The organism is Rhodococcus sp. NPDC127527, from assembly GCF_042672245.1.
GTDB lineage: Bacteria > Actinomycetota > Actinomycetes > Mycobacteriales > Mycobacteriaceae > Rhodococcus_G.
Map to the genome: position 1 here is coordinate 168,798 of NZ_JBHXVP010000004.1, position 19,226 is coordinate 188,023.

General features: G+C 70.8%; 22 protein-coding genes. 6 read left to right on the forward strand and 16 right to left on the reverse strand.

Annotated elements, in window-relative coordinates:
- Positions 1-11: 11 nt before the first annotated feature.
- Positions 12-872: a thioesterase family protein gene (locus tag ACFVH2_RS09405; protein ID WP_378421804.1), complete on the reverse strand. Its 861-nt coding sequence runs from the start codon at positions 870-872 to the stop codon at positions 12-14.
- Positions 872-1,510, reverse strand: a complete 639-nt coding sequence (locus ACFVH2_RS09410; RefSeq protein WP_378421806.1) for a MerR family transcriptional regulator — start codon at positions 1,508-1,510, stop codon at positions 872-874. The genes ACFVH2_RS09405 and ACFVH2_RS09410 overlap by 1 nt, the downstream gene beginning before the upstream one ends.
- Before the next feature lie 97 nt (positions 1,511-1,607).
- Here ACFVH2_RS09410 and ACFVH2_RS09415 point away from each other — a divergent pair, with 97 nt between their 5' ends.
- Entirely contained in the window at positions 1,608-2,024 is a 417-nt protein-coding gene (locus tag ACFVH2_RS09415) for a hypothetical protein (protein ID WP_378421808.1), read from the forward strand.
- A gap of 9 nt (positions 2,025-2,033) precedes the next feature.
- Here ACFVH2_RS09415 and ACFVH2_RS09420 read toward each other — a convergent pair whose 3' ends face one another.
- The 3 genes from ACFVH2_RS09420 to ACFVH2_RS09430 are packed head-to-tail and all read right to left on the reverse strand — an operon-like array spanning position 2,034 to position 5,066.
- Positions 2,034-2,885 (reverse strand): sugar phosphate isomerase/epimerase family protein, encoded by an 852-nt coding sequence (locus ACFVH2_RS09420; protein WP_378421810.1) that lies wholly within the window; start codon positions 2,883-2,885, stop codon positions 2,034-2,036.
- 10 nt (positions 2,886-2,895) lie between these two features.
- A complete protein-coding gene (locus ACFVH2_RS09425; protein WP_378421812.1) occupies positions 2,896-4,119 on the reverse strand; it encodes a hypothetical protein in 1,224 nt (407 codons plus the stop codon).
- Positions 4,116-5,066, reverse strand: coding sequence for a hypothetical protein (locus ACFVH2_RS09430; protein WP_378421814.1), 951 nt, complete (start codon positions 5,064-5,066; stop codon positions 4,116-4,118). The genes ACFVH2_RS09425 and ACFVH2_RS09430 overlap by 4 nt, the downstream gene beginning before the upstream one ends.
- 66 nt (positions 5,067-5,132) lie before the next feature.
- On the opposite strand from ACFVH2_RS09430, the gene ACFVH2_RS09435 reads away from it, so the two are divergent.
- Positions 5,133-5,942 carry a hypothetical protein gene (locus ACFVH2_RS09435; protein ID WP_378422182.1) on the forward strand — a complete coding sequence of 270 codons (810 nt, stop codon included), beginning with the start codon at positions 5,133-5,135 and terminating at the stop codon, positions 5,940-5,942.
- Positions 5,943-6,050: 108 nt separating this feature from the next.
- On the opposite strand, the gene ACFVH2_RS09440 is transcribed toward ACFVH2_RS09435, so the two are convergent.
- The 3 genes from ACFVH2_RS09440 to ACFVH2_RS09450 all read right to left on the reverse strand — a co-directional run bounded on the left by ACFVH2_RS09440 (position 6,051) and on the right by ACFVH2_RS09450 (position 8,933).
- Entirely contained in the window at positions 6,051-6,740 is a 690-nt protein-coding gene (locus tag ACFVH2_RS09440; protein WP_378421816.1) for a winged helix-turn-helix domain-containing protein, read from the reverse strand.
- Positions 6,737-8,008 (reverse strand): sensor histidine kinase, encoded by a 1,272-nt coding sequence (locus ACFVH2_RS09445; protein ID WP_378421818.1) that lies wholly within the window; start codon positions 8,006-8,008, stop codon positions 6,737-6,739. Before ACFVH2_RS09445 ends, ACFVH2_RS09440 begins: the two co-directional genes overlap by 4 nt.
- A gap of 169 nt (positions 8,009-8,177) precedes the next feature.
- Entirely contained in the window at positions 8,178-8,933 is a 756-nt protein-coding gene (locus ACFVH2_RS09450) for a phosphoglyceromutase (RefSeq protein ID WP_378422184.1), read from the reverse strand.
- A 48-nt stretch (positions 8,934-8,981) separates the two neighbouring features.
- Between ACFVH2_RS09450 and ACFVH2_RS09455 the strand changes: the two genes are divergently transcribed.
- On the forward strand, positions 8,982-10,061 hold the full coding sequence (locus ACFVH2_RS09455) for a DNA polymerase IV (RefSeq protein ID WP_378421820.1): 1,080 nt from the start codon (positions 8,982-8,984) through the stop codon (positions 10,059-10,061).
- 69 nt (positions 10,062-10,130) lie between these two features.
- On the opposite strand, the gene ACFVH2_RS09460 is transcribed toward ACFVH2_RS09455, so the two are convergent.
- Both ACFVH2_RS09460 and mshA read right to left on the reverse strand, forming a co-directional pair.
- Positions 10,131-10,646: a YbjN domain-containing protein gene (locus tag ACFVH2_RS09460; RefSeq protein ID WP_378421822.1), complete on the reverse strand. Its 516-nt coding sequence runs from the start codon at positions 10,644-10,646 to the stop codon at positions 10,131-10,133.
- Positions 10,643-11,974 (reverse strand): D-inositol-3-phosphate glycosyltransferase, encoded by a 1,332-nt coding sequence (gene mshA, locus ACFVH2_RS09465; protein WP_378421824.1) that lies wholly within the window; start codon positions 11,972-11,974, stop codon positions 10,643-10,645. Before mshA ends, ACFVH2_RS09460 begins: the two co-directional genes overlap by 4 nt.
- A 170-nt stretch (positions 11,975-12,144) precedes the next feature.
- Between mshA and ACFVH2_RS09470 the strand changes: the two genes are divergently transcribed.
- Together ACFVH2_RS09470 and ACFVH2_RS09475 are read left to right on the forward strand one after the other, a co-directional pair.
- The gene (locus ACFVH2_RS09470; RefSeq protein ID WP_378421826.1) at positions 12,145-13,305 is read left to right on the forward strand and encodes an NAD(P)/FAD-dependent oxidoreductase; all 1,161 of its coding nucleotides are present in this window, start codon (positions 12,145-12,147) and stop codon (positions 13,303-13,305) included.
- A complete protein-coding gene (locus tag ACFVH2_RS09475) occupies positions 13,302-14,177 on the forward strand; it encodes an RNA polymerase sigma-70 factor (RefSeq protein ID WP_378421828.1) in 876 nt (291 codons plus the stop codon). The genes ACFVH2_RS09470 and ACFVH2_RS09475 overlap by 4 nt, the downstream gene beginning before the upstream one ends.
- 81 nt (positions 14,178-14,258) lie before the next feature.
- On the opposite strand, the gene ACFVH2_RS09480 is transcribed toward ACFVH2_RS09475, so the two are convergent.
- The 3 genes from ACFVH2_RS09480 to ACFVH2_RS09490 are packed head-to-tail and all read right to left on the reverse strand — an operon-like array spanning position 14,259 to position 16,667.
- On the reverse strand, positions 14,259-15,083 hold the full coding sequence (locus tag ACFVH2_RS09480; RefSeq protein WP_378421830.1) for an alpha/beta fold hydrolase: 825 nt from the start codon (positions 15,081-15,083) through the stop codon (positions 14,259-14,261).
- Positions 15,084-15,117: 34 nt separating this feature from the next.
- Positions 15,118-15,768: a cysteine hydrolase family protein gene (locus tag ACFVH2_RS09485; RefSeq protein WP_378421832.1), complete on the reverse strand. Its 651-nt coding sequence runs from the start codon at positions 15,766-15,768 to the stop codon at positions 15,118-15,120.
- A complete protein-coding gene (locus ACFVH2_RS09490; protein WP_378421834.1) occupies positions 15,765-16,667 on the reverse strand; it encodes a LysR family transcriptional regulator in 903 nt (300 codons plus the stop codon). Before ACFVH2_RS09490 ends, ACFVH2_RS09485 begins: the two co-directional genes overlap by 4 nt.
- Positions 16,668-16,765: 98 nt before the next feature.
- Between ACFVH2_RS09490 and ACFVH2_RS09495 the strand changes: the two genes are divergently transcribed.
- Positions 16,766-17,143, forward strand: coding sequence for a YybH family protein (locus ACFVH2_RS09495; RefSeq protein ID WP_378421836.1), 378 nt, complete (start codon positions 16,766-16,768; stop codon positions 17,141-17,143).
- Between the two features lie 42 nt (positions 17,144-17,185).
- On the opposite strand, the gene ACFVH2_RS09500 is transcribed toward ACFVH2_RS09495, so the two are convergent.
- Genes ACFVH2_RS09500 through ACFVH2_RS09510 form a run of 3 tightly spaced genes read right to left on the reverse strand, consistent with a single transcriptional unit; the run spans position 17,186 to position 19,193 of the window.
- Positions 17,186-17,947, reverse strand: a complete 762-nt coding sequence (locus ACFVH2_RS09500) for an SDR family NAD(P)-dependent oxidoreductase (RefSeq protein ID WP_378421838.1) — start codon at positions 17,945-17,947, stop codon at positions 17,186-17,188.
- 14 nt (positions 17,948-17,961) lie between these two features.
- On the reverse strand, positions 17,962-18,426 hold the full coding sequence (locus ACFVH2_RS09505) for a MaoC family dehydratase (protein WP_378421840.1): 465 nt from the start codon (positions 18,424-18,426) through the stop codon (positions 17,962-17,964).
- A complete protein-coding gene (locus ACFVH2_RS09510) occupies positions 18,423-19,193 on the reverse strand; it encodes an SDR family oxidoreductase (protein ID WP_378421842.1) in 771 nt (256 codons plus the stop codon). Before ACFVH2_RS09510 ends, ACFVH2_RS09505 begins: the two co-directional genes overlap by 4 nt.
- Between the last annotated feature and the right edge of the window lie 33 nt (positions 19,194-19,226).

Below are 19,226 nucleotides of genomic sequence, written 5' to 3' on the forward strand. Positions count from 1 at the left end.
ACGTGCGCAGGTCAGCCCTTCGGGATCATGGCGAGCTGGCGGGACTGCACCACGGTCTGGCCCGCGGAGTCCAGCACCACGTGGTCCTCCTCGAACCAGGTGTCGCCGAGCACCGTCGCACTGGCCTGCACCCGCATCCAGCCGGGCGCCGGGCGGTGCCGCAGATAGGTGGTGAGCTGAACCGTCGGGGCCCAGCCGAACATCCCGCGATTCATCGTCACGGGGGCACTGATGTCGCCGAGCATCAGCGCGAACAGGGCCGCGGTGTCGGGATCGGCCTCGTCCTCGGCGAAGGGCCGCACCCACATCCGGTTCACCGGATCGCCCTGCTGGCCCGCGAGGTACCGGGCCGCCTCCGGATCGACGCGCAGGTCGCAACCCTTGGCGACGTGCACGATCTGGCCCATCGGATGGTCGGGTGTGATGTGGACCGCGCCCGCAGGCGGCTCGGCGGACAACCCCGCGAGGGCCGACGGCTCCTCGTGGCGCGGCGCCCCGACGTCCGGAATGCCGAGCGTGACGGCCGCGGACACCGCGATCCGATCGCCCTGCACGAGGTCGACGTCGACGAGGCACACCTGTCTGCCCTGCTTTCGCACGGTGGTCACGAGCCGCACCTCCCCCGGATCGGGCGCACTGAGATAGTTCGCGCTCACCGAGACCGGCTGCATCACGCCCGCCTCGTCACCGGCCGCCCTGATCGCGTCGCGGGCCGCCGCCGCGCAGACGGCCATCATGCAACCGCCGTGCACCTTGGGGCCGATGGTCCAGACCGCGTCGATCGTCGCCGCGAACGCACCCCCGCCGAGGTCGGAGAGGGTGGTCAGCTCCCCGAACGGTCGGGTGGAGGTCACGGTGGTGGGTTCTGTCATCAGTGTTCCTCTCGGGTTTCCGGCATGTCCTGCAAGAAGATTCGAGTTGCGAGATCCTGGTAGGCGACGCGCCGCATGGCGGCGATCACCGGCTCGTAGACGGCGGTTCCGAGCACGGCGTACTCGACCGCCGCGGCGGAGTCCTCCGGCATGAGGCCGAGTTCCATCCGGGCAATGCCCATGATGTGCCTGCCGTACGCATCGATGCGCTCGTCGGTCATCGGGATGCCGACCTCCTCGACCGCCTTGAGTGCGCGTTCGAGCTGCGCGACCGCCGGGAACTCGGGGTCGTAGACCTGACCGAGCCGTTCGAGCACCCGCCGGGCGCGGGGGTAGTCCGGGCCGCGGCCGCCCTCCCCGTCCGGGTACGGGGGCAGCATGGCGATGGCGCGGCCGAGGGTGCTGTAGAGGTCGTCGCCGGGTTCGTCGACGAGCGCGGCGACGGCGCGGATCTTGTGGATGGGCAGTCCCGCGCCGGCCAGGGCCTTGATCAGCGCGAGCCGCTGCACGTGCTGATCGCCGTACCGGGACTGCGTCGCGCTGGTCGACTCGCCGGGCATGAGCACGCCCTCACGCAGGTAGTACTTGATCGTCGCCAGGGGCACCCCGGAGCGTTCCACGAGCTCGGATACGCGCATCGGATCCTCCCTTGACGGCCAAATTGGATAGCTCTAGTATCCAATTTGGATACTATCACTATCCAATCCGTAGGAGTCCACCACCGAGGAGCCCGCCATGGATCCCGTACTCACTCTCGTCGTCGGCATCACCCTGCTCACCGTCGTGGGGATCGCGTTCGGCGGCACCTTCATGCTGCGAATCGTCAGCGGCGCGCAGGGCGCCAACGCACTGCAGAAGACCATGTTCCGGGCCGGCCATGCGCACGCGGGCGTGCTCGTCACCCTGGGACTGGTGGTCGCGCTGCTCACCCAGGCGGCCGGTGTCGGCCCCGTGTGGTCGGCCGTCGGCTCGATCCTGGTGCTCTGCGCGGCGATCTTCGTCCCGGCCGGCTTCTTCTTCTCGGTACTCGGCACCGACCCCCAGCGCCCCAACGGGTGGATCCGCTCGGTGTGGGCCGGGTTCGCCGTCCTGGTGCTCGGAGTGGTGGTCGCGGGAGTCTCGGTGATCGCCGCGGGCGTCTCCGGTCTCTGATCCGACCGGTCAGGAGAGGTGTTCGCGCGCGAAGCTGAGCGACTGGGCCAGCATCGACGCCCGCTCGGCACGGGTGCGGGCGTTCTGGGTGTTGATCTCGAGCACCGCCTGCCCGTCGAACCCCGACGCGACCAGGTGTCGGCACACCTGCGCGCAGGGCTGCGTGCCGTGCCCGGGAATGAGATGCTCGTCGACCGAGGCACCGCGCCCGTCCGCGAGGTGCAGATGCGTCAGGCCGCGGCCCATCCGGTCCGCGAGTTCGATCGCGTCCATCCCCGCGGTCGCCGTGTGCGACAGGTCGAGCGTGTAGTGCTCGTGGCCGGTGTCGGTCGGGTCGTAGGAGGGCGCGAACGCGGACAGCCCAGGGCCGGGACCGCCGCGCTTCTCCAGTCGCTCCGCCGAGCGCGCCTTACGACCCCAGAACCGGTCGGCCCGCATCGGAAACATGTTCTCCACCGCGACCGCCACGTCGCTGCGCTCCTCGAGATCACGCACCTGGTCGGCGAAACCGTCCGCGTAGCGACGCTGCCAGCGGAACGGCGGGTGGACCACCACGGTCCGTGCGCCGAGCGTCTCGGCCGCGCGCACCGACTTCTCCAGCTTGGCGACCGGGTCCGCGCCCCACACCCGCTGGGAGATCAGCAGGCACGGCGCGTGCACCGCCTGAACCGGGACCGCGTACTTGCGGACCAGCGCCTGCACCGCCCTCATGTCCTGGCTCACTGACTCGGCCCACACCATCAGCTCGATGCCGTCGTAGCCCAGCTCCGCGGCGAACTCGAACGCCGCCTCGGTGTTCTGCGGGTACACCGACGCCGTCGAGAGCCCGACCAGAATCCTCCGTGCGCCGTCGCGGGCCACCGTGCCTCCGTCAGCTCGAGCTGAGCACGAATACGAGCGGACCGATGGTGACGAAGACGCCGACGATCACCGCGATCAGCAGGCTCAGGATGTCCTCGGTCTGCCGCAGGATGCGGACCACCGCGACCAGGCCCGCGATGACCAGCACGGCCAGGACGAGCGCCACCCAGGGCAGTGACTCCCACAGCTTCTCGAAGCCCTTGAACAGCAGCGCGCCCGCCACGATCGCGACGACGGCCTGCCCCGCGAGTACCGCCCACTGGCGGGTGGCGCTCCCCTCGGCGGCCGGCAGGTCGACGTCCTCGTCCGGCTCGGTCGCGGCGTCGGAGACCTGGTCGTCGACGGGTGCGGGAACCTCGCGGCGCGGGGTGTCGGTGATGCGCGGGAACTCGCCTGTGGTGTGCACCAGCGCCCTCGCCTCGTCGAGAGTCTCGCTGCGGACGGTGCGCTCACTGGCCTGCCGCATCAGGTCGCCCTCGAGGCTGGACGATCCCGACAGCAGCGCCGGCTCGCGGACCACGGATCCGGTGTAGGGAACGAAACCGGCCCGAACCGCGGGCTTCTCGGCTTCCTTTGGCGCGGCGGAAGGCTTGGGCGCGGCAGGAGACTTGGGCGCCGCGGGGGACTTGGGCGCCGCGGGCGTGATGGCGGCACCGAAGGTGGCCGCCCCCATCGCCTGGGTCTTCGGCCCGGTCGACGCCGTGGGCTCGGGCGTCGCCGTGCCCTGGCCTGCCGTGCGGGCGGCGGCGGCCTTGCGATCCGCATCCGCTTTCGCCAGGACCGCGCGCCGCAGCGCGGGGATGTGCTGCGTGTGGTCGACCACCTCGGGCGTCGCCTGATACTGCGACGGCAGGGCCGGAGAGGGTGTCGACGGCTCGACGCTCGGCGCCGCGGGGGTGCGGAACTGCGACGGCGTGTCCGCCAGCGGTGCGAACGCGCCGAGCTTCGACGCGGCAGGCGCGGGCGTGACCTCGGCGGCGGGCGCGGGCGGGGTGGGGAGCGGCGTGGGCGCGGGCGCGGGCGGCGTGGGCGCGGGTTCGGGCGTCGGCTCCGGCAACGACCGGTCGGTGACCCTGTCCCTGATCACCGGGATGTCACCGGTCAGCTCCGCCACGCTGATTCCCCCGGCGACGCCCCGCCGCCGACGGCCACCGCGCGACTCGACCTGTTGGCCGTTGCGGGCGAGCAGCTCCGCGACCGAGATCTGACCGGTGTTCTCCGAACCCTCGCTCATCTCGTCACCACCAATTCTCCGCCCATCTCGGTATCCAGTTTGCGCAGGATCAGGCCTTCCCGCAGCGCCCAGGGGCAGATCTCGAGGGAATCGACCGACAGTGCCCGCATGCTCGCCTCCGCAATCAGTGCGCCGGCGACGATCTGCTGCGACCGGTCGGCGCTCACGCCTTCCAATTCTGCGCGGTCGGCCGCCGTCATCCGCGAGATGAACGCGATCAGTTGACGCAAACCGCTCGCCGTCAGTGTCCTCTGCACACGCGGTCCCGCGGCGGAGGGCGCGGCGCCGGTGAGTCGCGCCAGCGATCGGAAGGTCTTGGACGTTCCGACGATCCGGTCCGGCGTGCCTGCCGCGCGCAGCGCCTTGGCCGGCTCCACGAGTTCGGCGTCGAGCCAGTCACGCAGCACCGCGACCCGCCGCTTGCCGGGCGGGTCGCCCTGCAGCCAGTCCCGGGTCAGGCGGCCCGCGCCGAGCTGCAGCGAGAACGCGACGTCCGGATCCTCGTCGCCGCCGGAGGTCAGTTCCAGCGAACCACCGCCGATGTCGAAGTTCATGATGCGACCGGCGCTCCAGCCGTACCAACGGCGCACCGCGAGGAAGGTCAGCCGCGCCTCGTCGACCCCGGACAGCACCTCGAGGTTGACGCCGGTCTCGGCCCGGACCCGGGCCAGCACCGACTCGGAGTTGTTCGCGTCGCGCACCGCGGAGGTCGCGAACGCCATCAGCTCCCCGCAGCCCGACGAGGCCGCGATGGACGCGAAGTCGCCGACGGCGGCGACCAGCCGATCGCCGCCCGTCTTCGTGATGTCGCCGTTGTCGTCGGTGTTCTCGGCCAGCCGCAGTGTGGACTTGGTCGAGCTCATCGGCGTGGGATGCGCACCCCTGTGGGCGTCCACCACGAGGAGGTGGACGGTGTTGCTTCCGACGTCGAGTACCCCTAATCGCACGTGACCACGGTACTGGGTCTACCGTCGGGCACTGTGACAGCAGGCAATACCCCGTCCTCGGAGAAGATGACTCCGACGCCCGAAGTGGCCCTCGACTTCCCGCGCGAATGGATCGAATTCGTCGACCCGTCGAACGCGGAGCACGTCATCGTCGCGGACCTGACGTGGCTGCTTTCGCGCTGGACCTGCGTGTTCGGCACCCCCGCCTGCCAGGGCACCGTGGCGGACCGGCCCGACGACGGCTGCTGTTCGCACGGCGCCTTCCTCTCCGACGCCGACGACCGGGACAAGCTCGATCGGTCGGTGATGATGCTCACTCCGCGGGACTGGCAGTTCATGGACAAGGGCCTCGGAAAGAAGGGCTACGTCGAGGAGGACGACCTCGACGACGAGCCCGCGCTGCGGACGCGGCGGTACAAGGGCGCGTGCATCTTCCTCAACCGTCCGGGTTTCGAGGGCGGGATCGGCTGCGCGCTGCACTCGATGGCGTTGCGCAAGGGCATCGAGCCGCTCGAGGTGAAGCCGGACGTGTGCTGGCAGCTGCCGATCCGCCGGACCCAGGACTGGGTCGAACGCCCGGACGGCGAGCAGATCCTCAAGACCACCATCACCGAGTACGACCGCCGCGGCTGGGGCGAGGGCGGTGAGGAGCTGCACTGGTACTGCTCCGGCTCGCCGGACGCACACGTCGGCACCAAGCCGGTGTGGCAGAGCTACGGCCCCGAGCTGACCGAACTGCTCGGGGCGCCCGCGTACGAGGAACTGGTCAAGCACTGCCGTCGCCGGGCCGGACTTGGCCTGATCGCCGTGCACCCGGCGACCGCGGCGGCCCGCGAGGCGAAGGCCGCGGCCCGGACCGGCACGCCGCACGCCTGACCCCTCTCCCCCCGCATGCGTTGAATGGGGGTTCACGGTCGAGTTCCGGGTCGGAACCGAACCATGAACCCCCATTCAACGCTTCGACTCGACGCCGGGCGGGCGGTGTCAGCCCTCCAGCTTGTAGCCGAGACCACGCACGGTGACGAGGTGCTCGGGCTTCGCCGGGTCCGCCTCGATCTTCGACCGCAACCGCTTGACGTGCACGTCGAGGGTCTTGGTGTCGCCGACGTAGTCCGCACCCCACACCCGGTCGATGAGCTGGCCGCGGGTCAGCACCCGGCCCGAGTTGCGCAGCAGGTACTCGAGCAGGTCGAACTCCTTGAGCGGCAGGGTGACGGTCTCACCCCCGACCAGCACGATGTGCCGGTCCACATCCATCCGAACCGGCCCCGCCTCGAGCACGCCGTCGCTGAGCGCGGCCTCGGCGTCGTTGTCCGCGCCGCGGCGCAGCACTGCCCGGATCCGGGCGATCAGCTCGCGGGCCGAGTACGGCTTGGTGACGTAGTCGTCGGCACCGAGTTCGAGTCCGACGACCTTGTCGATCTCGCTGTCGCGGGCGGTCACCATGATCACGGGGACCCCGGACCGGGCGCGCAACTGCTTGCACACGTCGGTGCCGCTCATCCCGGGCAGCATCAGGTCGAGCAGGACGATGTCCGCCCCGGAGCGGTCGAACTCCGCGAGGGCGGACGGTCCGTCCGACACCACGGTGGTTTCGAAGCCCTCCTTGCGGAGCAGGAACGCCAGCGGGTCGGCCAGCGACTCCTCGTCCTCCACGATCAACACATTCGTCACCGGTTGGCCTCCATACTCGTCGCGGCCGTTGCGGGCCGCACTGTGTGCGTTGTAGATGCGGTTTTCACTGGTGAAGCGGTCGTGCCGAAGCCGGACACTGTGGTCGCGGGCGGCGCTTCGCCCGGCTCGTCGTCCGGTTCGAAGTGGGCGGGTACCAGCAGGGTGAACGTGGACCCGGTGCCGGGCTTGCTCCACAGCGTGATGGAACCGTTGTGGTTGGCGGCGATGTGCTTGGCGATCGCCAGGCCCAACCCGGTGCCGCCGGTCGAGCGAGCGCGGGCCTTGTCCACCCGGAAGAAGCGCTCGAACACCCGCTCCTGGTCCTCCTTCGCGATGCCGATGCCTCGGTCGGTGACGGCGAAGGCCACCTCGTCGCCGCGAAGGGACCGGCTCACCGTCACCGGTGACCCCTCTGCGGAGTACGCGATCGCGTTCTGCACGAGGTTGGACAGCGCCGTGACCAGGAGCGCGCGGTCGCCGAGAACCTCGAGCCCGCTGGGACGATCGGTGGTCACGGTGATCCCGGCGGTCTCTGCGGTGACCTTGGAGCGGCGCAGCGCCTCGTCGATCACCTCGTCGACGTCGACCGGTTCGAGGTCGGGCAGTTTCTCGGCGCCGGTCAGCCGGGACAGCGCGATCAGTTCGCCGACCATGTTCCCGAGCCGCTTGGACTCGCCGAGCACCCGCTCGCCGAAGTGGCGGACCGACTCCGGGTCGTCGGCCGACTCGAGCAGCGCCTCGGCCAGCAGCCCCATCGCCCCGACCGGGGTCTTGAGCTCGTGGCTGACGTTGGCGACGAAATCGCGGCGGGTGGCCTCCATCCGAACCTGTTCGGAGTCGTCGTCGGCGAACAGGACCACGAACCGGCGGTCCTCCTCGCTGAGCAGTCGGGCCAGGCCGCGGACCGCGATCTTGCCCCGACCCCGGACCGGGCTCTTGATGCTCAGGTCCACCTCGACGGGCTCCCCAGTGTCGAGCACCTGGTTGGCGGCCGCCCACGCGCGCGGCTCGACGGTCCGGTTGTGGACCAGACCCAGTTCCTCGGCGCGCGGGTTGAACAGGACGACGTCGTGGAAGCGGTCGACGACGGCGATGCCGCTGCGGGAGGCCAGCACGATCAGGTCGAGCACCTGGGACATGGTCAGCCCGGCCTGCTCGGATTCCCGCCTGCTGTATCTGCTCTTGATCTGCGGGATCAGGACACCGCCGACCAGGTAGCCGCCGACGGCGGCGACCAGGGCCAGCATGACGGCCTGAACAACACTCACACCAGAATCGTACGGCCGCGAAAACCCGGGCCGGCGCTGGGTTGAGGCATTTCACAGCACGTCACGGGCCCGCCGGACCCCGTTTCCCGCCTGTTCACCTGCAGTTCGACTCGAAAGACCGCGGCCCGGCTCCCGCGGGTGCGGGGCCGGGCCGAGGATGCGAGTGGTGCTACTTGGCGCCCTGGTTGGCGACCGCGGCGGCACCGGCCGCGGCGGCCTCGGGATCGAGGTAGGTGCCGCCCCGGTTCAGCGGCTGGAGGTTCTCGTCGAGGTCGTACCGCAACGGGATGCCGGTGGGGATGTTCAGTCCGGCGATGTCCTCGTCGGAGATCCCGTCGAGGTGCTTGACCAGCGCGCGCAGCGAGTTGCCGTGCGCGGTGATCAGGACCGTCTTGCCGGCGAGCAGGTCCTTGGAGATGGTGTCCTCCCAGTACGGGATCAGCCGCTTGACGACGTCGAGCAGGCACTCGGTCAGCGGGACCTCGTCGAGACCGGCGTAGCGCTGGTCGGCGTCCTGGCTGTAGGTGCTGCCGGCCTCGATCGGCGGCGGCGGGGTGTCGTAGCTGCGGCGCCACAGCATGAACTGCTCGTCGCCGTACTCGGCCTTGGTCTGCGCCTTGTTCTTGCCCTGCAGTGCGCCGTAGTGCCGCTCGTTGAGCCGCCAGTCCCGCACGACCGGGATCCAGTGCCGGTCGGCCTCGTCGAGGGCGATGTTCGCGGTGCTGATCGCCCGGCGCAGGACCGAGGTGTACAGCACGTCGGGCAACAGGTCGTGCTCCTTGAGGAGCTTGCCCGCGCGCTTGCCCTCACCGATGCCCTTGTCGGTCAGTGGCACGTCCACCCATCCGGTGAACAGGTTCATCGCGTTCCATTCACTCTCGCCGTGGCGGAGCAGCACAAGGGTTCCGGTACTCATGCCCACAATCCTGACATGCGCCACACGCGGGACAGGCCCCGGACGCAGACTGTGTGGATGGGTACACGCCGTCGGTGGGTGCTGCACCTCGACCTCGACCAGTTCGTCGCGGCGGTCGAGGTGCTGCGCAGGCCGGAGCTGCGGGGCCTGCCGGTGATCGTCGGCGGCCGCGGCGATCCCACCGAGCGGGCGGTGGTGTCGACCGCGTCGTACGAGGCCCGCGAGTACGGCATCGGTTCCGGCATGCCACTGCGGGTGGCCGCGCGGCGCCTCGCCTCCCGCGGTGTCACGGACGCGGTGTTCCTTCCGGTCGACGGCGCGGCGTACGCGGTGGTGTCCACGACGGTGATGGACACCCTGCGGGGCCTGGACGCGGTCGTGGAGGTGCTGGGCTGGGACGAGGCCTTCCTGGGCGTGGAGACCGACGACCCGGAGGCGTTCGCGCGGACTGCGCAGGCCGCGGTGCTCGAGGCGACCGCGCTGTACTGCTCGGTGGGGATCGGCGACAACAAGCTGCGTGCGAAGATCGCGACGGGATTCGGCAAGCCGCGCGGCCTGTTCCGGCTGACCGTCGAGAACTGGTTCGAGGTGATGGGCGCACGGGACACGTCGGCACTGTGGGGCATCGGCAGCAAGACGGCGAAAAAGCTTGCTGCCCTTGGCATCCACACCGTCCGGGAGCTGGCCGACGCCGAGGACGCGGACCTCGCGGCCGCGCTCGGCCCGACGATCGGGCCGTGGCTGGGCCGCCTCGGTCGCGGGATCGGCGACACCGCCGTCACCGCGGAGCCGTGGGTGGCCCGCTCGCACAGCCGCGAGACGACCTTCCAGCACAATCTCGTCGATCCCGCGGAGGTGACGACGTCGGTGCGACGGCTGGCGGCGCGGGTGACCGAGGACCTGCGCAGGGAGGGCCGGGCCGCGGTGCGGGTGGAACTGAAGGTGCGGTACGCGCCCTTCGACACGCACACGACCAGTGCACCGTTGCCGGAGCCGACGCTCGACGCGAATCTGATCGCAGATGCCGCCGCCGCACTGACCGAGCGCCTCGATCACCGGCGGGAGGTCAGGCTGCTGGGCGTGCGTCTCGAGATGACCCTGCCGCCGGTGCATCGTCCACCCCACACCAAGCATTGAATGGGGGTTCAGTGGGCGGTTCCGCCGGGAAACCGACCACTGAACCCCCATTCATCGGGTGCGGGTCGGTCAGTCGCTCTGCTGCGAAGGCTCGATCAGGTGCGTGAACGGCTGGAGATTCGCCAGCGACTCGCCCCGCGACACCCGCCAGTCCCACTCCCGCCGGATCGAGGTCGCGAAACCCAGCTCGAGCAGCACGTTGAAGTCGCCGTCGGCGGCCTCGAGCACCTGCCCGAGCACCCGGTCCAGCTCGGCGCCGGTGACCGCGTGGGTGGAGATCCGGCCGACCAGGTAGATGTCGCCGATCTTGTCGATCGTGTAGTGCACGCCGTAGAGACGCCGGTTGCGGCGCAGCAGGTACTTGTAGACGCCCTCGAAGTTCTCGTCCGGTTTACGACAGACGAATGCCTCCACCCGCACGCCGTGCACCCCGACCGTCAGCAGGCAGGTGGTCTTGAGCTTGCGCTCGCCGGGCAGCTCGACGACGAACTGGTCCTCGCCCTTGCGGCTGTAGTCCAGTTCCCGCTCGGCGAGTTCGGTGTCGATCAGCGTGGCGGTCTCGGCCACGGTCGCGGTCTCGTTCACGCCCGCACTCCCCCCAGTCGTCGCAGTTTCCACAGCCCCCGGCCGCGGCGCGCGGTCAGTTCGGTGTTGCGCCGGTAGCCGGCGACGGCGCGGTGATAGCTCTCGAGCAGCCCGTCCGCGGTGTGCTCCCAGGAGAAGTTCGCGGCGTGCCGGGGCGCGTTGCGGGACATCTCGGCGAGCCGACCCGGGTCGGTGAGCAGCGACCCCAGCGCGGCGGCCCAGTCCTCGGTGCGGTGGCCGGGCACCAGCAGTCCGGTCTCACCCCCACGTACCGCGACGCCGAGCCCGCCGACCTCCGCGGCGACCACCGGGGTGCCGCAGGCCTGCGCCTCGAGAGCGACCAACCCGAAGGACTCGGAGTAGCTGGGCACCGCGACGAGGTCGGAGGCGCGGTACACCTGGGCCAGCCGATCCGGCGGCTGCGGCGGCAGGAACGTCACCCGGGCGGCGATGCCCAGCGACGCGGCCAGCTCGATCAGCGAGTCGGGTCGCTCGAGTCCGGTGCCGGACGGCCCGCCCACCACGACCACGCGCAGCGGCAGCGACGGCTCGCGCTCGCTGAGCGCGGCGGCGGCGCGCAGCAGCACGTCGGGCGCCTTGAGGGGCTGGATCCGGCCGACGAAGGTGACGATCAGCTCGCGCGGGTCGAGGCCGAGCTCGGCTCGCGCCGCGCCCCGGTCGCCCGGCCGGTAGCGGGTCAGGTCCGCGCCGGGGGCGACCACGTCGATCCGGTTCGGGTCGGCGCCGTAGATGTCGACCAGCTGGGTGGCCTCGTCGCCGGTGTTGGTGACCAGCCGGTCCGCCTCCGCGACCACCTGCTGCTCGCCGATCTGCCTCGCCACCGGCTCCGGCGTGTCACCGTCGGCGAGGGACGCGTTCTTGACCGCGGCCAGGGTGTGCGCGGTGTGCACCAACGGCACCCCCCAGCGGTCCCGAGCCAGCCAGCCGACCTGGCCGGAGAGCCAGTAGTGCGAGTGCACCAGGTCGTAGTGACCGGGCTCGTGATGCGCCTCCTCGCGCAGCACCCCCGCCGTGAACGCGCACAACTGCGTCGGCAGGTCGTGCTTGTCGAGTCCCTCGAACGGTCCCGCGACCACGTTGCGTACCAGTACGCCGGGCGCAGCCTCGACCACCGGCGCGTCCATGGAGGAGGTGGCCCTCGTGAAGATCTCCACCTCGACGCCGCGGCGCGCCAGTTGCAGCGCGCTCTGCAGCACGTAGACGTTCATGCCGCCCGCGTCACCGGTACCCGGCTGCGCCAAGGGCGAGGTGTGGACCGAGAGGACGGCCACCCGTCTCAACCGGTGATTCTGTGCTGGCGTCACCACTCCATCTTGCCTTGCGGGCCGATCGGCCGGTGACGCAGCACGCGCACGACCGCGGGCCCCGTCGGCGCCGGGACTCGAATGTGTCGCACGTCTCACCGGTGCGATGTCACGTCCTCGGCGGTTTCGGTGTCTTGGGGTGTGAGATCGAATTCGTCACGAGAGGATGCGAGATGAACCAGCCCAGGCACGTTGTCGTGGTCGGTGCGGGATACGCGGGAGTGATGGCGGCGAATCGAATTCTGGCTGCTCGGCCGCCCGGCGTCACCGTGACCGTGGTCAATCCGCGAGCCGACTTCGTCGAACGAATCCGGTTGCACCAGTACGCGGCCGACAGCGGCACCGCCACCGTCCCCCTCGCCGAGGTGCTGCACCCCGACGCCCGGGTGCGGGTGGCGTCCGTCGAGCTGATCGGGGAACGCGAACTGACGCTCGCCGACGGCGAGGTGCTGGGCTTCGATCACCTGGTCTACGCGGTGGGCAGCGGCACCGCGGGCGGGCCGGACGGCGCCGAGCACGCGTTCACGGTGGGCGGGTTCGAGGACGCCGACCGGCTGCGGACGCGGCTGCGCGAACTGAGCGACGGGGCGACGGTGGTCGTGGTGGGCGGCGGACTGACGGGAATCGAGGCGGCCGCGGAGATCGCCGAGCGACGCCCAGACCTGCTGGTGCGCCTGGCCTCCGCCGGGGCGGTCGGGGTAGGCCTCGCGCCGCGGGGGCGTCGCTCGGTGGCGAGGACCCTCGGCAGTCTCGGGGTTGACGTGCGAGCGGGCGCCCGGGTGCGGCGGATCGAACCAGATCGTGTGGTGCTGGCGGACGGGAGCGACCTGGCCGCGGACTGCGTGGTGTGGGCGGGCGCCTTCGCGGTACCGGACCTGGCGCGGCGCAGCGGCCTGCCGGTCGACGCGGGAGGGCGGTTGCGCACCGATGAGAACCTGGTGTGCCTCGGCAACCCGGCGATCGTCGGGGTCGGCGACGCGGTCGCGCCGCCCGAGGCGGTGGCCGGCCACATCCGGATGAGCTGCCAGGCCGCGCTCCCGCTCGGTGCGCACGGCGCCGACACCGTCCTCGCGCAGCTGGCCGGGAGGAACCCCGAGCCGCTGTCGATGGGGTTCCTGCTGCAGTGCGTCAGCCTCGGCAGGCGGGCGGGCGTGGTCCAGTTCGTCCGCACCGACGACAGCCCGCGGAAGCTGGCGTTGCGGGGCCGGATGGGTGCGTTCGTCAAGGAACAGATCTGCAGGCAGACCGTCAGCAAGAGGGGCGCCCGGGCCGGGTCGTACCGTTGGCTCTCCGGGCCGGCACCGGCCAGGGAGGAGCAGGGGGTGCCCGCATGACGGGCGCCGAAGTCTTCACCGAGTACCGTCCGCTGCTGTTCACCGTCGCGTACGAGATCCTCGGCAGCGCGGCCGACGCGGAAGACGTGCTGCAGGAGAGCTACATTCGCTGGTCCGAGGTGGATCCGTCGACGGTCGACAATCCGCGCGGCTACCTCGCGCAGATCGTCACCCGCCAGTCGCTCAACCAGCTGCGGACGGTGCAGCGCCGGCGCGAGGACTACACCGGCAGCTGGCTGCCGGAGCCGATCCGGACCGCACCCGACGCGTCCGAGGACGCGCTGCTCGCCGAGTCGGTGTCGATGGCGATGCTGCTGGTTCTCGAGACGCTCAGCCCCGACGAGCGCGTGGTCTTCGTGCTGCACGAGGTGTTCGGATTCAGCCATCGGGAGGTGGCCGAGGCCGTGGGACGGTCGGAGGTGGCGGTGCGGCAGACCGCGCACCGCGCGCGGTCGCACGTGCACGCCCGGCGCAAGCGGTTCGAGCCGAGTTCCGCTGCCGCACAGGAGATCGCGGGCAGCTTCCTCAGCGCCGCCGTGACCGGTGACATCCAGACCCTGATGGACCTGCTCGCGCCCGATGTCGTCGAGATCTCCGACGGCGGCGGCAAGGTCAGCGCCGCACTACGGCCCGTCGTCGGGCGCGAGAAGGTGGCCAGGTTCATGGCCGGACTCGTCCGGATCGGCCCACCCGACCTGCGCCTCGAGGTCGGGGTGTTCAACGGGCTGCCGTCGGCGCTGGTCTACTCCGGGGACGTCCTGGATCTCGTGGCGCTGATCGAGGTCACCGACGGCCTGGTGTCGGGCGTGTACTTGGTGCGCAACCCGGACAAGCTCGCGTCGGCGTCGCGGTCCTGGGAGCTGACGCGCTGACACCCCGCCCGATCCGCGCCCCGGTTGTGCATTCCGCGCGTTCGATTGCGGGCGCGACGCGTACAACCGGGGTGCGGATTGCTACAACGCGTCCACGAACCCAGTCACCTCTGCGACGAACCGCTGCGGGTCCTCGACGAACGGGCCGTGGTCGCAGCCCTCCCAGTAGGAGGCGGTGGCCTTCGGAATCAGCTCGGCGGCGTGCCGGCCCGCCGACACGTCGACGACGGTGTCCGCGGTGCCGTGCAGCACCAGGGCCGGGACCTCGAGTGCGGTCAGTAGGTCGTCGTGGCCGACCGCGCGGTCGAACAGGGCGGCGCGCACCCGCGGAAGCGTCGAGAGGCTGGCCCCGAACAGTGCTTGCGAGGCAACGCCCTTGCCGTCCGGCGGCCCGGTCAGCGCGGTGCCGAAGCTGCCCAGCGCGCGGATCGCCTCGCGAGGATCCTCGGACATCGCCGCCGGGACCGCGGCCCGCATGGCCGAACCGACCCGACCGCCCTTCTCCCCTCGACCGATGCTGGTGATGGCCCCCACGAGCACGATCCCGTCCACCGCCTCCGCACCGCGGACGGCGAGGTAGTCGCACAGCACCAGGCCGCCGTAGGACCAGCCCAGCAGCACCGCGCCCGACTCGATCGCCTCGGCGCCGAGCACCGCGGCGACGTCGGCGGCCCACAACGTCGAGTCGTCGTAGCCGGTCGCGGGGGCGCCGGAGTAGCCGTGCCCGCGCAGGTCCACCGCGATCACCCGGTACCTCGCGGCCAACGCCCCGAGCACCTCCTCGCCCCAGCACTGCAGCGACTGCGCCCACCCGTGCAGGAGCACCAGCGGCCGGGAACCGGGCTCGCCGTCGACGCGGTAGACGATGGATGTGCCGTCGGCACTTGTTGTTTCCCGGATTGCCATGCGCACCATTCTGCGCCACAGGCGCGGACCGCGTTCAGCCCAACCGCTCGACGATCTCCTCGACCGTCCCGTGCACCGCGCCGATCCGGCCCGCCTCGTCGAGGTGCCGCGCATCGACTCCGCTGATCGCGTCCGAGGCGATCAGCACCCGCAGGTCGCGTTCGCTCGCACCGAAGACGGTGGCGCGCGGGCAGTTCGGGTAGTTGCAGCCGGCGAGAACGACGGTGTCCACACCCAGTTCGCGCAGGTGCGCCTCGAGTGCGGTGCGGTGGAAGGCACTCCAGCGCGGCTTGAACAGGACGACCTCGGTGGCGCCGACCCGCTGCAGTTCGCCCGAACGCAACAGGTCCGGGTCCAGGTCGTCGACGGCGAACTCGGGCACGACCTGGGATCCCGCGGTGCCCGGCCGGGCCATCGACGCACCCGCCTCGATCGCGGACCGGCGCACCAGGTCGACGTCCGCTCCCTCGTAGAGTCGGACCACGTGCACGATCGGGCGCGCCGCGGCCCGGTACGCCGCGAGTAGTTCGGCGATCGCGGGCAGCACCTGGGTGGTCCCGGAGATCGGGCTCGAACCACCGTCGACGAAGTCGCGCTGGGTGTCGATCACCAGCAGCGCCGACGAATTCAGGTGTGGCGCAACAAAGGGGTCGAGATCACTACGGGCGATCGACAGTCCATTCACGACAGCGCCTCCTCGGTGACGGGTCCGGCGAACGCACGGTGACTGTGCCGCAGCAGTTCTCGCAGCGCCGGACTCTCGGTTGCGGACCAGATCAAGGCCAGCACGGCGGGGATGTCGACGTCCGCGACGACCGGCGCGTTCAGCCGACCGTGGTACGCGCCCGCCATGGACTCACTCAGGATCGCGACGCCGAGCCCCCGAATGGCAAGGTCCGCAACGGCATCCGGCGCGCTGGCCTGCAGAGCGATGTCGGGGCGCAGACCGGCGGCGGCGCAGGCCTGGTCGAGCACGGTTCGGATGCCGGTTCCCCGCGGCATGCACACGATCGGGTACCGTGCGACGTCCGCCAGGGCGACCCGGCGCCGACGGGCCAGCGGGTGCCCGATCGGGACCGCGGCGACGAGTCGCTCACTGACGATCGGCAGCGCGCCGAGCCCGCTCGGTGCTGCCGTGGCTGCTCCGATCAGAGCCATGTCCATCGACCCCGACCGGACCTGCTCGGTGAGGCGGTCGGAGCCGTCCTCGACGAGGGTGATCTCGACGCCCGGGTGCGCGCGATGGAACGCGGAGAGGGCGTCGAAGAGCGGGGTCACCGTGCACGCGGTGACCATCCCGACGACCAGCCGGCCACGGACCACCGCCGAGACGTCGTCGACGGCGCGGCGCATCGCCGCCGCCGAGGCGAGCGCGGCGCGCGCGTGCCCGATCGCCGCCTCGCCCGCCGCCGTCAGTGTCGCGGTCCGGCTGGACCGGTCGATCAGGGCGGCGCCGAGCTCGCGCTCGAGTTGCCGGATCTGTGCGCTGACCCCCGACTGACTGATGTGCACCCGCTCGGCGGCGCGGGTGAAACTCGCCTCCTCCGCCACCGCGATCAGGTACTCGAGCTGCCTCAGTTCCATGACCCTGGATTCTAGTATCCAGCAGAACTATCTGTTGGACTTCTCACTCGGTGGGCCGCAGGCTGGACGCAGTCGACCGACCACCGAGAGGACCCACCATGACCGAGAACACCCCCGTCCGGGAGAAGGCGATGCGACCCGAGGACCTCACCCGACTCTTCGTCGAGCGCACCAACGCGGGCGACGCGGCCGGCGTCGCGGCCCTCTACGAGGAGGACGCCGTGATGGCCTACCCGCCCGGCAGCCGGACCGTCGGCCGCGAGGCCATCCGGCGGCTGTGGGAGAAGGTGATCGTGAACGCCCCGACGATGGTGCCCGAGCCGCCGCTGCCCACCCTGATCAGCGGCGAGCTCGCGCTGACCGCCACTCCCCCGCGCGACGGCGCGGGAGCCCGTGCCCAGGTCGCCCGCAGACAGGCCGACGGCAGCTGGTTGCGCGTGCTCGATCAGCCCGAATTCGTCACGCCGACAGCCTGACCCGGGCAGCGTCCGCAAGGGCACCGTCACCGCCACCGCGAGTCACGTGATGGTGATGCCGCCGTCGACGGCGATGGTTTGTCCGGTGACGTAGCCCGCGGCGTCGGAGGCCAACCAGACGACGCTGGCGGCCAGCTCCTCGGGATCGCCCATCCGCGGGATGACCAGCCGCGGCTCCATACTGTCCAGGTATCCGGGGCGGTACTCGTCGGTCATCTCCGATTTGAAGAACCCGGGGGCGATCGCGTTCACCCTGATGCCCTTGCGGCTGCCCCACTGCTGCGCCAGGTCGCGGGTCAGCCCGATCAATCCCGCCTTGCTGGCGCTGTACGCGGCCTGCGGCAGCGCCGCCGTGGTCAGGCCGATGATGCTGGCGATGTTGACGATCGCCGAGCCGGGACGCATGACCCGACCACACGCCTGCGCGACCCAGTAGGCGCCGCTCAAGTTGATGTCGATGACCTGCCGGAACTGCTCCGGCGTTTCCCGGGTGGCGGGGTGCGCCGTGCCGATGCCGGCATTGTTGACGAGCACGTCGACCCGCCCGAAGCGGTCCATCGCGGCGTCGATCAGGCGCTGGGCCTGCTCGGGATCGGCGACGTCGGTCGGCACGCACAGCGCCTCGCGACCGGCGCGCCGCACCTGTTCGGCCGTCTCCTCCATCTTCTCCAGGCGGCGGGCGGCGAGGACGACGTCCGCGCCGGCCTCCGCGAGTGCCACGGCGAACGCGACGCCGAGGCCGGAGGAGGCCCCGGTCACGACGGCGACCCTGCCGTCCAACCGGAATCGGTCGAGAACTCCCATGATGTGTGCCTCCTCTACGGTGTGCCGCGGTCGTGGAAACGGGCGATGGCTTCGGCGACGCACACCGGTTTCGCGGCGCCCTCGCATTCGACGGTCACCACCGTCGTGGTCTGGATCCCGCCGGGGATCTCGACCACCTCGGCGAGCCGCCCGTGCCCGCGGACGCGGGAGCCGGCAGGGACAGGTGCGGGGAACCTGACCTTGTTCAGGCCGTAGTTCACCGCCATCGCGACTCCGTCGATGACGAGCAGGTCTCCGAGGAAGACCGACAGCAGCGAGAGGGTGAGGTAACCGTGCGCGATCGGTACGCCGAACGGCCCCGACGCCGCCGCGACCGCATCCGTGTGGATCCACTGCCGGTCCTCGGTGGCCTCGGCGAACGCGTCGATTCTGCTCTGCGGCACGTCGATCCAGGCGCTGTGGCCGAGATCGGCGCCGGCGGCCGCGCGCACCGACTGCAGGTCCGCGAAGTGCGTCATATCGAGATACCCCCGTCCACGGGTACTACCGCGCCGGTGATGTAGCCGGCATCGGCTGAGGCCAGGAAGGCGACGGCGGCGGCCATCTCGCGCGGATCGGCGAAGCGGCCCGCCGGGATCTGTGCGGTCAGCTCGGCCCGCTTGTCGTCCGGGATGGACGCGATCATGCGGGTCTCCGCGTTCGGCGAGATCGCGTTCACGGTGACGCCGAAGCCGGCGAGTTCCTTCGCCGCGGTCTTGGTGAACCCGATGATCCCCGCCTTGGCCATCGCGTAGTTCGACTGACCGACATTGCCGTGCAGCCCGGTGTAGGAGGTGACGTTGACGACTCGGCCGTGCCGCTGCGCCCGGAAGTGCGGGGTGGCCGCCCGGGTGAATCGGAAGGTGCCGCCCGCGTGCACGGCCATCACCTGTTCGTAGTCCTCGTCGGTGAGCTTCCACAGCACCCGGTCGCGCAGGATCCCGGCGTTGTTGACCAGCACGTCGATCCGGCCGGTCTCGGCGACGACCTTGTCGACGACAGCCTGCACCGATGCGGTGTCGCTGACGTCGGCGACGGCGCCGCGGCAGCCGACCTCGGCGGTCGCCTCGTCGAGCGCGTCACCGTCGAAGTCCACCAGGTAGACGCTGGCACCCGCGGTGTGGAAGAAGCGGCCGATCTCGAGTCCGATGCCGCGGGCGGCACCGGTCACGATGACGGTCTGGCCGGTGAAGTCGAACGCGACGTTCGATGTCGTTGTCGTGGTTTGGGTTTCGGTTGTCGTCATGGACAGGTGTGCCTTTCGGAGGACGATGGCCGC

Excerpts from the sequence above, each read along its gene's own strand:
- ACFVH2_RS09405 (WP_378421804.1), bottom strand. The coding sequence starts at position 872 with ATGACAGAACCCACCACCGTGACCTCCACCCGACCGTTCGGGGAGCTG.
- ACFVH2_RS09410 (WP_378421806.1), bottom strand. The coding sequence starts at position 1,510 with ATGCGCGTATCCGAGCTCGTGGAACGCTCCGGGGTGCCCCTGGCGACG.
- ACFVH2_RS09415 (WP_378421808.1), top strand. The coding sequence starts at position 1,608 with ATGGATCCCGTACTCACTCTCGTCGTCGGCATCACCCTGCTCACCGTC.
- ACFVH2_RS09425 (WP_378421812.1), bottom strand. The coding sequence starts at position 4,119 with ATGAGCGAGGGTTCGGAGAACACCGGTCAGATCTCGGTCGCGGAGCTG.
- ACFVH2_RS09435 (WP_378422182.1), top strand. The coding sequence starts at position 5,133 with ATGACTCCGACGCCCGAAGTGGCCCTCGACTTCCCGCGCGAATGGATC.
- ACFVH2_RS09455 (WP_378421820.1), top strand. The coding sequence starts at position 8,982 with ATGGGTACACGCCGTCGGTGGGTGCTGCACCTCGACCTCGACCAGTTC.
- ACFVH2_RS09470 (WP_378421826.1), top strand. The coding sequence starts at position 12,145 with ATGAACCAGCCCAGGCACGTTGTCGTGGTCGGTGCGGGATACGCGGGA.
- ACFVH2_RS09475 (WP_378421828.1), top strand. The coding sequence starts at position 13,302 with ATGACGGGCGCCGAAGTCTTCACCGAGTACCGTCCGCTGCTGTTCACC.
- ACFVH2_RS09480 (WP_378421830.1), bottom strand. The coding sequence starts at position 15,083 with ATGGCAATCCGGGAAACAACAAGTGCCGACGGCACATCCATCGTCTAC.
- ACFVH2_RS09490 (WP_378421834.1), bottom strand. The coding sequence starts at position 16,667 with ATGGAACTGAGGCAGCTCGAGTACCTGATCGCGGTGGCGGAGGAGGCG.
- ACFVH2_RS09495 (WP_378421836.1), top strand. The coding sequence starts at position 16,766 with ATGACCGAGAACACCCCCGTCCGGGAGAAGGCGATGCGACCCGAGGAC.
- ACFVH2_RS09500 (WP_378421838.1), bottom strand. The coding sequence starts at position 17,947 with ATGGGAGTTCTCGACCGATTCCGGTTGGACGGCAGGGTCGCCGTCGTG.
- ACFVH2_RS09505 (WP_378421840.1), bottom strand. The coding sequence starts at position 18,426 with ATGACGCACTTCGCGGACCTGCAGTCGGTGCGCGCGGCCGCCGGCGCC.
- ACFVH2_RS09510 (WP_378421842.1), bottom strand. The coding sequence starts at position 19,193 with ATGACGACAACCGAAACCCAAACCACGACAACGACATCGAACGTCGCG.